The 13,751-nt window shown below is 72.2% G+C and carries 11 protein-coding genes; all 11 read right to left on the minus strand.

The window, feature by feature from the left end; genetic code table 11:
- Positions 1-278, minus strand: a 278-nt coding sequence (locus ASD48_RS16640; protein WP_199875830.1) for an alkaline phosphatase family protein, incomplete at its 3' end; no start/stop codon positions are given.
- Positions 275-1,444, minus strand: a complete 1,170-nt coding sequence (eboE, locus tag ASD48_RS16645; protein WP_057602439.1) for a metabolite traffic protein EboE — start codon at positions 1,442-1,444, stop codon at positions 275-277. The genes eboE and ASD48_RS16640, both read right to left, overlap by 4 nt.
- Before the next feature lie 3 nt (positions 1,445-1,447).
- Positions 1,448-2,296, minus strand: a complete 849-nt coding sequence (locus ASD48_RS16650) for a TatD family hydrolase (protein ID WP_057602440.1) — start codon at positions 2,294-2,296, stop codon at positions 1,448-1,450.
- The gene (locus ASD48_RS16655; protein WP_057602441.1) at positions 2,296-3,159 is read right to left on the minus strand and encodes an EboA domain-containing protein; all 864 of its coding nucleotides are present in this window, start codon (positions 3,157-3,159) and stop codon (positions 2,296-2,298) included. The genes ASD48_RS16650 and ASD48_RS16655 overlap by 1 nt, the downstream gene beginning before the upstream one ends.
- On the minus strand, positions 3,156-4,283 hold the full coding sequence (locus ASD48_RS16660) for a sugar phosphate isomerase/epimerase family protein (RefSeq protein ID WP_057602526.1): 1,128 nt from the start codon (positions 4,281-4,283) through the stop codon (positions 3,156-3,158). The genes ASD48_RS16655 and ASD48_RS16660 overlap by 4 nt, the downstream gene beginning before the upstream one ends.
- A gap of 185 nt (positions 4,284-4,468) precedes the next feature.
- Positions 4,469-5,569, minus strand: coding sequence for an SCO3242 family prenyltransferase (locus ASD48_RS16665; protein WP_079073808.1), 1,101 nt, complete (start codon positions 5,567-5,569; stop codon positions 4,469-4,471).
- Positions 5,570-5,688: 119 nt separating this feature from the next.
- On the minus strand, positions 5,689-6,903 hold the full coding sequence (locus ASD48_RS16670) for an inositol-3-phosphate synthase (RefSeq protein WP_057602442.1): 1,215 nt from the start codon (positions 6,901-6,903) through the stop codon (positions 5,689-5,691).
- A gap of 201 nt (positions 6,904-7,104) precedes the next feature.
- On the minus strand, positions 7,105-8,487 hold the full coding sequence (locus tag ASD48_RS16675; RefSeq protein WP_057602443.1) for a ThuA domain-containing protein: 1,383 nt from the start codon (positions 8,485-8,487) through the stop codon (positions 7,105-7,107).
- Positions 8,488-8,501: 14 nt separating this feature from the next.
- Positions 8,502-11,000: a carbohydrate-binding protein gene (locus ASD48_RS16680; protein ID WP_057602444.1), complete on the minus strand. Its 2,499-nt coding sequence runs from the start codon at positions 10,998-11,000 to the stop codon at positions 8,502-8,504.
- 155 nt (positions 11,001-11,155) lie between these two features.
- Positions 11,156-12,154 (minus strand): sugar phosphate isomerase/epimerase family protein, encoded by a 999-nt coding sequence (locus ASD48_RS16685; RefSeq protein WP_057602445.1) that lies wholly within the window; start codon positions 12,152-12,154, stop codon positions 11,156-11,158.
- Between the two features lie 21 nt (positions 12,155-12,175).
- Positions 12,176-13,384, minus strand: coding sequence for a Gfo/Idh/MocA family oxidoreductase (locus ASD48_RS16690; protein ID WP_057602446.1), 1,209 nt, complete (start codon positions 13,382-13,384; stop codon positions 12,176-12,178).
- Between the last annotated feature and the right edge of the window lie 367 nt (positions 13,385-13,751).

Consider the following 13,751-nt stretch of genomic DNA (forward strand, 5'->3'; position numbering starts at 1 on the left):
CGGAAGTACCAGCCGTTGCCGACGATGCCGTGCTCCGCCGGAAGCGTGCCGGTGAGGAACGTGGACTGCGCGGCACAGGTGACAGCCGGCAGCACGGTTCCGAGCGGTGCGAGGGAGCCCGCCCGGGCGAGGGTCTTGAGGTGGGGCATGTGATCGAGCAGACGGGGGGTGAGACCGACGACGTCGAGCACGAGGAGGGGTACGGGCGTCCTGGGGGCAGGGGTGGGGCGACCGGGCCGGTCCCGGGGCCCCGTGCCGCCGGATGCCGGGCTGCTCATGGGAGCTCCTTGAGGCCGAGGTCGGTCAAGAGATCGCGTGCCAGGGCGAGCTCGGCGGCGATGCCGTCGGCGAGCTGGGCTCTTGCCCGGGGCCGCAGTTCGGGTGGGAGGGCCTGCCAGGTGTAGGTCTCGACCTCCAGATGATGGGTCAGCGGGTGCGGACCGCCGACCAGGCGGGCCAGCGCGGCCTTGAGTACGGGGAGCGTGGAGGTGAGAGGCGCGGCGGGGGCCGCGTGCAGCGGGACGTGGAAGTGGGCGCGCCAGGGTCCGGTGTCGGGCAGCGCGGCGCCGCCGAGTGCCTCGCCGAGGTCGTCGGTTCCGCGCAGGCCGGTGCCGGTGAGGGTGCGGGTCTGGTGCAGGAAGCGGGGTTCGTCGAACGCGGCGAGGGCTTCGCGGACCGCGGGGCGACAGGGGCGTTCGGCGTGCAGGGCGGCTGACAGCTGGGATTTGACGACGGGGACGCCGGCCTCGGCGAGCGCGTCCAGTGCGGTGTGCGGGTCTTCGAAGGAGGTGGCGAGATGGCAGGTGTCGACGCAGACACCGATACGGGGGTGGCCGACGGCCGCGAGCGGGGCGAGGGCGTCGGTGGTCGTCTCGACGGTGCAGCCGGGTTCCGGCTCCAGACCGACCCGTACGGAGCGGCCGGTCAGCTCCTCCAGCGCGTCCAGGCGTTCGGCGAGAGTGCGCAGGGCGGAGTGGGCCGTCGCGGCGCGGGCCGCGTTCCAGGCGGTGCGCCAGCCGAGCGGCAGGGTGGAGATGGTGCCCTCGGTGACATCGTCGGGGAGAAGCCCGGCGAGGACACGGGCCAGTGCGGTGGTGTGCTCCAGGCGTTCAGCGTCCGCCCAATCAGGCTTGTACACCCGGTACTTGACCTCCTCGGCGCCGAAACCCTCGTACGGGAAGCCATTGAGGGTGACGACCTCGAGGCCCCGCCGGTCGAGTGCGGTGCGCAGGCCGCGCAGGGCCGAGGGGTCGGTGTCGAGGGCCCGGGCGGCATCCCCGGCGAGCCACAGCCCGACACCGAGCCGGTCGCGGCCGAGGCGGCGCCGGACGGGTTCGCAGTGGTCGCGGAGTTGTGCGAGGACTCCGTCGAGGGTCTCGGCGGGGTGGACGTTGGTGCAGTAGGCGAGGTGGACGGTGGTGCCGTCGGGGTGCCGGAAACGCATCGTTCACTCCCCGCCACGCAGGATGGAATTGCCCTCGTGGGTGGGTTCGGGGGCGGTCACCTCGAGCGCGAGACGGCCGCTGAGCCCGTAGAAGGCGACGGGGTTGCGCCACAGGACGAGATCGACGTCGTCCTCGGTGAAGCCCGACGCGAGCATGAGGTCGGCGACCCTTCGGGTCTTGAGCGGGTCGCTCCTGCCCCAGTCCGCGGCGCTGTTCACGAGGACCTTCTCCGGCCCGTACAGGCGGAGGATCCCGATCATGCGGGTCTCGTCCATCTTGGTGTCGGGATACACGGAGAAGCCCAGCCAGCAGTCGGCGTCCTTCGCCTCCTTCACGGTGGTCTCGTTGAGGTGGTCGAGCAGGACGCGGTCCGGCGGCAGCGCGGATTCACGGACGGCATCGAGGGTGCGGCGCAGTCCGGCGAGCTTGTCTCGGTGCGGGGTGTGCACGAGGGCCGGCAACGCGTGATCGGCGGCCAGCTGGAGCTGGGCGGCCAGGGCCCTGTCCTCGGCGGGAGTCATCGAGTCGTAGCCGATCTCGCCGACGGCTACGACGTGGTCCTTGACGAGATAGCGCGGCAGCTCCTCCAGGACGGCGGCGCAGCGCGGGTCGTTGGCCTCCTTGGGGTTGAGGGCGAGCGCGCAGTGATGGGCGATGCCGTACTGCGCGGCCCGGAACGGTTCCCAGCCGAGCAGGGAGTCGAAGTAGTCGAGGAAGGAAGCGGTCGAGGTGCGGGGCTGTCCCAGCCAGAAGGCCGGTTCGACGACCGCGCGGACGTCGGCCGCGTGCATCGCCTCGTAGTCGTCGGTGGTGCGCGAGGTCATGTGGATGTGGGGGTCGAAGATGCGCATCAGGACTCCTTGCCGTGGGGGTGGGCCGGGCGGTGGGGACTGCCCGCGCCTGGGGGGTCCGTGCGGTGGAGGTCCGGGGCGGGCGCGCCCGAGCCGGTCGAGGTGGGAGCGTTCGGGCCGGTCGGAACCGTCGGGCCGGTCAGAGCCGTCGGATCGGTCAGAGCCGTCGGGTGGCTCAGGTCGGTCGGACGGGTCGGACCGGTCGGACGGGTCAGAGCCAGGACGCGGTGCAGATCGCGGGGTACGGGACGGCCCGCGGCGGTGCGTTCGGTGGCGTAGTCGCCGAGCATGCGGGCGAGTTCGGCGTCGGCGCGGGCGCGCTGTTCGAGGCCCGCCACCTCGTCGACGGGCACTCCGGCGAAGAGACACTTCAGGACGGCGTGGCGCCAGGCGTGGGCGCCGAGGTGACTGGCGGCGTAGGGGCCGACGGCGGCCGCGACGAGCCGGGTGTCATGGGTGCGCAGGGCATCCTCGACGAGCGGGAGGGCGTCGGGCCCGGACACGAGGTGGGGCAGCGCGTGCAGGACCGCGCGACGTTCCTCCGCGGTGCCCTGGGAGTACACGCGGGCCAGGGACTCCGGGGCGGCGCGGGCCGCGCGGAGGATGAGGACGCGGGCGGCGTCGGCGTGACGAGCGCCGCAACGGCGCCCTGCCTCGGCGAGGCGTAACTCCCACACCGAGATGGGGCCATGGGTGCCCGGGTGGGCGGCGGCCTCGTCGAGGGCCCGGCGGAACCAGACGCGGGCGGTCGCCTCGAGATGGGTGTCGAGGTGGCGGTGCAGGGCGTCGAGGGGCGTGCGGGCCACGGTGGTGCCCGCGCGTTCCGCTTCCGGGATCGCCGGGGCGGGGTCGGGGCGGGTCATGGAGTACTCCCTTCCGGGGTGGCGGAGGGCTCGCCAGGTGGCACGACGGGCAGGTTCGCTGCCCGGGACGGGCTGCCCGGGAGTGGTGTGCCGGCGGGTGACCGCCGCCGGTCGGGAGGACCCACGGCAAGTCCGTCGGCCGGGACGGCGGCGGGGACGGCGGTGGGGGCGGCGGCCTTGCGGACGTCGGTGCGGGCGCCGGTGCGGGCGGCCGGGGCCGGGGAGCAGGGTGACTTCGGATCGGCGGCGGGTTGGGTGACCCTGCCTTGAGCGGATGCCGCCGCGTGGCGGAGGAACGGGAGGGAGGTTTCGGCATGGTGCGGTCCGGCGTGGGAGTGGCGCGGCAGTTCGACCACCGTCAGCCCGCGGTATCCGGTGTCGGCGAGAGCGGCCAGGACGGGCGGGAAGTCGATCTCGCCCTCCCCGAAGGGAAGGTGTTCGTGGACATCGCGGCGCATGTCCTCGATCTGTACGTGGCGCAGCCATGGGGCCGCCGCGCGTACGCAGTCGGCGGGTGGGAGTGGCTCGAGACACTGGCAGTGGCCTATGTCGAGGGTGAGACCGAGCGACGCCGGGTCGTCCAGGGCCCGGCGGAGCCGGTGGAAGTCGGCCAGTGTCGCGAGGAGGTGACCGGGTTCGGGTTCGATGGCGAGGGGGATGCCGGCGGACGCGGCGGCGTCCAGGACGGGGGCGAGGGTCTCGGGGAGGCGCTGCCATGCGCTCTCCGCCGCCGTGCCTGGCGGGAGGGTTCCACTGAAGCAGTGGACGGCGTGCGCGCCGAGGTCACCGGCGATCCGCACGGCGCGGAGCAGCAGGTCGACGCGGCGGGCGCGCTCGTCCGGCTCCGGGTCCAGGAGGGAGGGGCCGTGCTTGCGACGCGCGTCCAGGACATAGCGGGCGCCGGTCTCGATGGTGACGTCCAGTCCGACGGCGTCCAGTCGGTGCGCGAGGTGTCGGATCCGGACGGCGAGGTCCGGGGCGAACGGGTCGAGGTGCATATGGTCGAGCGTCAGTCCGACGCCGTCGTAGCCGAGGTCGGCGAGCAGGGCGAGGGCGTCGTCGAGGCGGAGATCGGCGAGGCCGTTCGTGCCGTAGCCGAAGCGGAGCGGGAGCGGAGTCGGCAGAGAGGTCGTGGGCGAGAGCGGGGGCGAGAGCGGGGGTGAAGGCAGCGATGCCGGAGGCCGCGGTGAGGGCGGGTGCGGGCCGCTCGTGTCCGGTGTGTCCGGTGCCGTCTCGTCGGGGCCGCTCGTGTCCGGTATGTCCGGTGCCATCTCGTCGGGGCCGCTCTCGTGGCTCGCGGGTCCGGGGTTCACGTGATGCTCACCCGCCTCGCGAGTCTGCGGGCGACCGGTGCCAGAGCGGCCGTGAGCAGTGCGGTGGCGGTGGCAGTGGTGGCTCCCGAACGGGCGATGAGAGCGGCCTGGAGGGGAATCGTGCCGCGGATGCCGGCGCCGACGGCTCGCTGGGTGAGAGGAGGGGACGGATTGAGGGAGGCGTACAGGTAGGAGCGGGCCGTGGTGGCGGCGTAGGTGGCGGCGAGCCCTGCGGTCGGCGGCGCGGGCCAGCGGTGTGCGGATCCTGGCTCCGGCCTTCCGCGATGACCGTGCACCCGCCCGTCGGGTGACCGTCGGCTCGGCGGCGGGCCGGGCGTCGGCCGACGCTGCAGCAGCCAGGTCAGGGCACCTGTCGTGGCCAGGGCGGCCAGGGCTGCCGCCGGCGTGCCCTCACGGGTCTCCTGGCGGGACAGGGTCGTGACCGCGAGCGTGTGCGTGGCCAGGAGTGCAGCGGAGCGGACGGCCGGGCGTGCGCGTCCCCCGGTGGCCGCGGCACCGAGGAGGAGGTCCAGGCCACGGGCTGCGGCCATGGCGAACGGACCTGCGTGCGTGTGCTTCAGGGCCAGGTCGTAGGACCAGACGGTGGCCGCGAGCGGAACCGCGACCGTCAGGGCCGGTCGTCCCGCCCGGGCGGCAAGGGCGAGTCCGGCGGCGGTGAGGGCGCAGGCCGCGGTGAGGGCGGCGGCGGGGCTCACACGGCCGGAGGGGAGGGGACGGTGGGGGCGGTCGGCGGCGTCCTCCGCGCGGTCAGCCCAGTCGTTGAGAACCATGCCGGCCTCGTACAGACAGCAGGAGGAGCCGATGGCGAGCAGGGTCCGGTGGTCGGGGCGCCGGGTGAGCGCGGCGGCACCCGCCAGCGCGTCGCCGGGGACCGTGAACAGTGCCGGCAGCCGCAGCAACTCGGCCCAGGCCCGCACGCGAGCGGCGCGGTCCCGCTCCGAGACCCGGGCCACCGCATCGGCCGACCCCTCCGACCCGTCCGACCCACCGGCCTCGGCAGCCACCCACCCTTCCGGCGTTCCGGCCACCCACCCGCCCGAAGAGCCGGCCTCCGCAGCCGCTCTCCCGCCCGACATGTCGGCCTCAAAAGCCACGCAACCGCCCGACGCACCGACCTCCGCGGCCATCCCTCCCTCCGGCACGGCGGCCGCCGCGACCGTTCGCCCCGGGACTCCGCGCACCGCGTCGCCCCCGCTCATCCCGCCTCCTCGCCCGACCTCGTCATGTGATCGCGCCGCGCCCGGGGCGGGCGGCCTTCGCCGGTCTCGGCACTCCCGTCGCCCGCTCCCGCGCCGCCCCTCAACCGTCCGGCGAACCGCTCCAGTTGCGCGTGCTGCTCCGCCAGCGCCGACGGCGCTTCGCCCACGGGGTCCTTGAAGAAGAAGGCGAGTTCGCCGAGCGGGCCGGACAGGCCGGTCTCGTGGGCCCGGGCGGCGAGGCGGGCCAGGTCGAGGACGAGCGGTGCCGCGAGCGCCGAGTCGCAGCCCTGCCAGATGGTCTGGAGGATCATGCGGGTGCCCAGGAAGCCGTCGAAGGCGACGTGGTCCCAGGCGGTCTTCCAGTCCCCCAGTACCGGGACGTCGTCGATGTGGACCCGCCCCTCGGGAGTGGTCCCGAGGGTGTCGGCGAGGACGCGTTCCTTGCCCGCGTTCTTCGCCTCGGCGGCGGCCGGGTCGGCCAGGGCGGCTCCGTCACCGCCGCCCAGGAGGTTGGTGCCGGACCAGGCCCGGACGGCCAGGGCCCGCTGGGCGAACATCGGCCCCAGGACGGAACGCAGCAACGTCTGCCCGGTCTTGCCGTCACGGCCTGCGTACGGCAACCCGCTCGACTCCGCCAGGGGTGCCAGCGCGGGGTGGTGCAGTCCCGTGGACGGGGTGAAGTTCACGTACGGGCACCCGGCTCGCAGTGCCGCGGCCGCGTAGAGGGAGCTCGGCGGCAGCTCGGAACCGGTGGCCGCAGGTTCGGTCGAGGCGACGTTCACCACCACCGCACGTGCGAGACCGCGCCGCCGTACGAAGTCGCTGATGTCGGCGGCGAACTCGCCGATCAGCCGCTCGTCGCCTCGGGTGTCTCCCGCACCGGGGCCCCCGGGTCTGATCTCTGCGTCCGCCGCGCCGAGTTCGGCTTCGACCGCCGCGGGGAGGCCCGCCGGAAGGACTCCCCCGGCGGCGAGTTGCTCGGCGCGTTTGGGCAGCGGGCAGTCGGTCGTGTCGTGTCCGCCGAAGACGAGGGAGGACAGGGCGGGCAGGCCGCAGTCGGCGAAGGCGGGCGTCTCGGTGACCAGGCCCGTCGGCGGGTGCAGGCCGGCCGTGACGGCGGCGCATCCGGCGACCACGGTGGTGGCCACGGAACCGCGGGCCCCGATCAGCCAGACGCCGACGCGCGGGGGACGGGAAAGGGACGCGGACATGGGCAGCCTCCTTGTCGTGCGCGAACCCCGAGGTGCGAGGAGGGAGGAAGGGAGAGGAGAGGTAGGGAGAAGAAGGAAGAAGAAGGAAGAAAGGAGGTGGAGTGGCGGGCGAACAGGCAAGCAACAGACCCGAGTTCGGCGCCGCGCGAGGCCGGGGTGGTGACGGCGGGCGGGGGTACGGCGTCCCCCGCCCGCCGCCGTTCAGTGGCCCTGGCCGGGCAGTTCCCTGATCCGGACGTCGCGGAAGGACACCTGATCGTCGGCTCCGTGGTTCTGGAGGCCGAGGTGTCCGTCGCGCAGACTCCGCGCCGGGTCGGTGTTGGTGAAGTCGTTGATCTTCACGCCGTTGAGCCAGACGCGCAGGCGTTCGCCCTCCACCCGGATCTCGTACGTGTTCCACTCCCCAGGCGGGTTCAGCGCGCGGTCCCGCTTCTTCAGGTCGGCGGACCGGAAGCCGTAGACCGATCCGGTGGTCTTCTCGGGGACGTCGGTGGCGTCTATCTGGATCTCGTAGCCGTTGTTCACGGCGGACCAGGGGTCGTCCGACGGCGGGAAGCCCACGAACACACCGGAGTTGTCGTCACCGGGGTCGCTCGGGCCGGCGGCCGTGGTCCTCCAGTCGAGCTTCAAGGAGTACGCCCCGAAGCTGCGACCGGCGTACCAGAGCAGCCCCATCCCACCCGACGAGGTCAGTGTGCCGTCGTCGGAGAGGGTGAAGGAGCCGGGCCCGGCCTGCTGCCAGCCGTCCAGGGATGTGCCGTCGAAGAGTGGACGGTATCCGTTCTCCGGTCGGCAGTCGGCCTGCACATCGGAGACTGCATACAGAATCCCACCCAGGAGGTGTCTACGGAATGCAGGATCCGCGTAGGACTCCTTCGTATGGCCGCCCCCGGTGTAGAAGGCGCGGCCGCCCTGGTAGTTCTGACACCAGGCGATCGGATGGTCGCCGTTCATGGTGCCGCCCGTGTACGACTGCTCGTCGAGCGAGGCCAGGACGTGCGCCCGCTCGCGCGGGTTGGAGCGGTAGTTGTACCACTCGTCCGTGCGGTTCCAGGTGCGGGCGAGCCCCGAGGTCGCCGGGTGGGCGCGGTCCTCGACATCGACCGTCGCCGGCTGGATCGCCGGATGCGACTGGAACCAGGCGCCGGCGAGGCCGCCGTAGAACTCCCAGTCGTACTCGGTGTCGGCCGCCGCGTGCACTCCGACGTAACCGCCGCCGTGCCGGATGTAGCCCTCGAAGGCGGCCTGCTGTGCGGCATCCAGGACGTCCCCGGTCGTCGACAGGAACACGACGGCCTCATAGCGCGCCAGGTTCCCCGGCGTGAAGGCACCGGCGTCCTCGGTGGCGTCGACTCCGAAGCCGCCCGTCACGCCGAGCTCTCGCACCGCGGCGACGCCGTCCGGGATCGAGTCGTGCCGGAAGCCGGCCGTCTTGGAGAAGACCAGTACCCGTTTCCCGCTGTTTCCCTTCCCCGTGTCCTTGCTCCCGCTGTCCCCGGAGTGCGAGGCAGCCGGGCCCGAGACACTGCCGAGGAGCAGCGCCACGCCTGCGGCGACGGTGGCCAGTCGGCGGGTTGCATACATCACGTGCCCTCCTCTCAGCCGGTCGTGAAGGTGAAGTCGTCCACGTCGAAGAGAGCGCCGGAGCCGCCCTTGAAGACGAGGTGGAGCGTGGTGGTGCCGCGCGGCGTGCGCGACAGGTCGGCGCTGACGTCCTGGAAGGTCTCCCAGCCGCCGGTCACCGGGACGGTGGCCTTGCCGAGCAGGGTGCCGGTCGGCGAGTCGGCGCGGATCTCCAGCGTTCCGCCCGCGCCACCCGAGGAGACACGTGCCGTGACCTTCTCGGCGTTGCCGAGGACGTACGGCGTGAAGGAGATCCAGTCACCGTTGTCGATGTCGCCGACCGTCCTGCCGCCGTGCGCCACGTCCTTGGTGATGACCGTGACACCGGCCGAGTCACCGAAATGCTCGGCCTGGCGGTGGCGGGGCTGAAGGACGTTCTGGTCGTGCGAGGTGAGCGGGGCCTGGCCGCCGCCTCCGCCGTCGGTGTACTCGGCGTCCAGGACTCCGAAGATGTTGGCGTCCTCGTCGTGGCCGCCGTCCGCGCTGGTCTGCAGGGTGCCTGTGCAACCGTTTGCCGACGTTACCGGGTGACCGTGGCTGTCGTGGCCGAGGACGAAGGTGACCTCGACCTTGGAGCAGTCGATTGCCTTGCCGTCCTCCGGGTCGGTGACCTTCACCTTGAACGGGATCGCGTCACCGAAGCTGAACAACTGGCCGTCCTTCGGCGTCTCCAGCACCACCTTCGGAGCCGTGTTCCCCACCACGATCTGCACGCTCGCGCTGCCGGTACGGCCGGAGCCGTCCTCGGCGGTCAGGGTCGCGGTGTACGTGCCGTTCTTCCTGTACCGGTGCGTGGGGTCGGCCGCCGCCGAGGTGCCGCCGTCACCGAAGTCCCAGTGGTAGGTGAGCGCGTCCCCGTCCTGGTCGGTCGTTCCGGCGGAGGAGAAACGTACCCGCAGCGGGGCCTGTCCCGACGTGCGGTCGGCTGCGGCCTGGGCGACCGGGGAGTGGCCGTCGGTGGCGTTCTCGATGCGGTACAGGCCCGAGTGCTCGTCGCCGCCGAACCAGGCGGTGCCGTAGTCGAGGACGTACAGTGCGCCGTCGGGCCCGAAGGCCATGTCCATCACCTGGGTGCCGGTCCACGGCACGGCGTTGATCGACTGCACGGCGCCGTTCGCGTCGCTGACGACGCGCTTGATCCAGCGCCGGCCGAACTCTCCGGCGAAAAAGCTCCCGTCGTAGGCCTGCGGGAACTTCACCGGCGAGTCGAGCGAGGCGTCGTAGTGGTAGACGGGGCCGCCCATCGGGGACTCGGAACCGTCGCCGAACTCGGGTACCGACGGGCCGTTGTACGGAATCCAGGCGGGCTGGGCCGGCGGCAGGTCGGTGAGGCCGGTGTTGTGCGGCGAGGTGTTCTTCGGGGCGGCACAGTCGAACGGCGCACCGGATACACCCGTCGCGAAATCGTATGCGATATACGGATCATTGTCGCCCGTGCAGAACGGCCACCCGAAGTTCCCGGGGCCGGTGACACGTGCGAACTCGACCTGACCGGCCGGCCCGCGGGCCGGGTCGGCCGCGCCGGCATCGGGGCCGTAGTCACCGACGTAGAGAATGCCGGTGGCCTTGTCGACGCTGAAGCGGAACGGGTTACGGAAACCCATCGCGTAGATCTCGGGACGCGTCCGGTCCGTACCGGGCGCGAACAGGTTGCCGTCCGGGATGGCGTAGGAGCCGTCGGCGTTCACCTTGATGCGCAGGATCTTGCCGCGCAGGTCGTTGGTGTTGCCGGAGGAACGGCGGGCGTCGAACGCGGGGTTGCGGTTGTCGCGCGCGTCGATCGGCGTGTAGCCGTCCGACTGGAAGGGGTTGCTGTCGTCGCCGGTGGACAGGTAGAGGTTCCCTGCCGCGTCGAAGTCGATGTCGCCGCCGACGTGGCAGCACAGGCCTCGCGAGGCCGGTACGTCGAGGATCTTCGTCTCGCTCGAGACGTCGAGCGTCCCGTCCGTCCCGAGCACGAAGCGGGAAAGACGGTTCACCCCGTCGAAGGGGGCGAAGTCGGCGGCCGTTCCGGTCTCGGGAGCATCGCCCGCCGGGGTGTTCAACGGCGGTGCGTAGTAGAGGTAGATGAAACGGTTGGCCGCGAACTCCGGGTCGACGCCGATGCCTTGGAGGCCCTCTTCGTCGTGGGAGTAGACGTCGAGCTTGCCGGCCAGTCGGGTGTTGCCGGCGGCGTCGGTGAGCCGGAGTTCGCCGTCGCGCGAGGTGTGCAGGACGGAGCGGTCCGGCAGCACGGCGAGCGACATGGGCTCGCCTACCTCGGCCTCGCCCTTGGCGAGGGTGACCTGCTGGAAGTCCTCCTCCGCCGCGACCACCGGGTCGGCGACGGCTGCGCCGGCCTGGGGTGCGGTGAGGGTGAGCGACGCGCCGGCCAGCAGGGCGCCGCTCAGGAGGGCGACGGCTCTGCGCAGCGATGGACGTCGTCTGCGGGTCTCGGCTCTGCGGGTGCCGGTGGTGGGGTCGTTCCCGTGCACGGATGCCTCCAGAGTGGGGCTGGTTGTACGGGCGGGTGCGTATGCCGGGATGCGCCGTCATCCCGGTGGCGGATGAACAGTCAGGTGAGCCTGTGGGGGACTCGGTTGGCTCAGTTGCCTCGGTTGCCTCGGTTGCCTCGGTTCGCTCGGCCGGCTCAGTTGCCGAACGCCGCGTCGAAGGACGCGGAAGGCGGCTCGAAGTCGAAGGCCCGGAGGCGTGTGAGGGCCTCGGGGGCGCCCTGGAGCCGGTCCATTCCGGCGTCCTCCCACTCCACGGAGATGGGGCCCTGGTAGTCGATGGAACGCAGCATGCGGAAGACGTCCTCCCAGGGGACGTCGCCGTGGCCGGCGGAGACGAAGTCCCAGCCTCGTCGCGGGTCGCCCCAGGGCAGATGGGAGCCGAGGCGCCCGTTGCGGCCGTCAAGACGCTTACGGGCCTCCTTGCAGTCCACGTGGTAGATGCGGTCGCGGAAGTCCCACAGGAAACCGACCGGGTCGAGGTCCTGCCACACGAAGTGGCTCGGGTCGAAGTTGAGGCCGAAGGCCGGTCGGCGGTCGACCGCCTCCAACGCGCGTACGGTCGTCCAGTAGTCGTAGGCGATCTCGCTGGGGTGGACCTCGTGCGCGAACCGCACTCCCTGCGCGTCGAAGACGTCGAGAATGGGGTTCCAGCGCTCCGCGAAGTCCTCGTAGCCGCGGTCGATCATCGACTCGGGCGCGGGCGGGAACATGGCGACCAGATGCCAGATGGCGGAGCCGGTGAAGCCGATCACCGTGTCGACGCCGAAGGCGGCCGCGGCCCTGGCGGTGTCGGCGATCTCGGCGGCGGCTCGCCGCCGGACACCCTCCGGTTCGCCGTCGCCCCAGATACGGGCGGGCAGGATGGCCCGGTGGCGTTCGTCGATGATGGCGTCACAGACCGCCTGGCCCACCAGATGGTTGGAGACGGCCCAGCACTTCAGCCCGTATTTGTCGAGGAGTTGATGGCGGGACTCCAGGTACGCGGGATCCGCGAGTGCTTTGTCGACCTCGAAGTGGTCGCCCCAGCAGGCGAGTTCCAGCCCCTCGTAACCGAAGTCACGCGCCAGGCGGCAGACCTCTTCCAGGGGCAGGTCGGCCCACTGGCCGGTGAAGAGTGTGAACGTACGCGGCATGCTCCAGGCCCTCCTTGGTCCTCAGTCCGCTATCGGGGTGTAGACGGAGTTCTTCTCGGCGCTCTCCTCGACGGCCGCCAGGACGCGCTGAACCTGAAGCCCGTCGGCGAAGGACGGTTCGGGACGGCTGCCCTCGGAGACGGCGTGCACGAGGTCGCGGACCTGGTGGACGAAGGTGTGCTCGTAGCCCAGCCCGTGGCCCGGCGGCCACCAGGCGCTCAGGTAGGGGTGGTCGGGTTCGGTGACGAGGATGCGGCGGAAGCCGGCGTGTGTGCTCGGTTCGCTTGCGTCGTGGAACCAGAGCTCGTTGAGGCGCTCCAGATCGAAGGCCAACGAGCCCCGTTCACCGTTGAGTTCGAGACGCAGGGAGTTCTTGCGTCCGGTGGCGAACCGGGTCGCCTCGAAGGAGGCGAGCGCGCCGGAGGTGAAGCGACCGGTGAACAGGGCGGCGTCGTCCACGGTGACGGTTCCGGTGCCGTCGGCGGAGGCCGCGCTCAGGCCGCTGGTCGGACCATCGGGCAACGGCCGCTGCCGTACGAAGGTCTCGGTGATCGCGGAGACGCCCGCGAGCCGCTCGCCCGCCAGATGCTGTGCGAGGTCGACGATGTGGGCGCCCAGGTCGCCGAGTGAGCCGGAGCCTGCCAGTTCCCTGCGCAGTCGCCACGTCAGCGGGAACTCGCGGTCCACCAGCCAGTCCTGAAGGTACGTCACGCGCACATGGCGCAGCGTGCCCAGTCGGCCTTCGGCGACCATCCGCCGGGCCAGGGCGGTGGCCGGGACTCGGCGGTAGTTGAAGCCGACCATCGCCAACTGGCCTCGGGCGTGTCCGGCTTCGGCCGCGCGGGCCATGGTCTCGGCCTCCTCGACGGTGTTCGCGAGGGGCTTCTCGCACAGGACGTGTTTGCCGGCGGCGAGCGCCGCCACGGCGATCTCGGCGTGGGAGTCGCCGGGGGTGCAGATGTCGACGAGGTCCACGTCGTCCCGGGCGATCAGAGCACGCCAGTCGGTCTCGGTAGCCGCCCAGCCGTGCCGGTCCGCCGCCGCCCGCACGGCGGAGGGGTCGCGGCCGCAGATCACGGCGAGGACCGGACGGCGGGGAAGATCGAAGACTCGGCCCGCGGTGCGCCAGCCCTGGGAGTGGGCGGCACCCATGAACGCGTAGCCGACCATCCCCACACGGAGCGGCTGCTTGCCCGCCTCCGGCCCTGCTGACTGCTGCGGCTGTTCCATACGGTTGTCCTCCTTGTCGTCGTGGCACGGTGGGGGGTGGGACGCCGTCGGGCACACGGGCCCGGGCCGTCCGGCGGAGGCCCAGGGGGAGCTGGTGCCGCCGGACGGGGCTGATGCCGCCCGGTCGGCGGGCTCGGCGCGGACGGGGCTCGCTCGGGCGCGGCAGGCTCGTCGGGCCAGGCCGCCCCTGGCCGACGGGGCGAACGGGGTCGATGCGGTTGATGCGGTCTATGCGGTTGATGCGGTTGATGCGGTTGATGCGACCCATCGGGCAGTGCACCGTCCCCGGACCCGGTGGTCCGTGGCGGGGAGAGCCGGCGGCGCTTGCGCCGGCGCCGTACGGAGCCGGCGCGAACCCCCGGGGGAA

This window comes from Streptomyces sp. Root1310 (genome assembly GCF_001426425.1).
Taxonomy (GTDB): domain Bacteria; phylum Actinomycetota; class Actinomycetes; order Streptomycetales; family Streptomycetaceae; genus Streptomyces.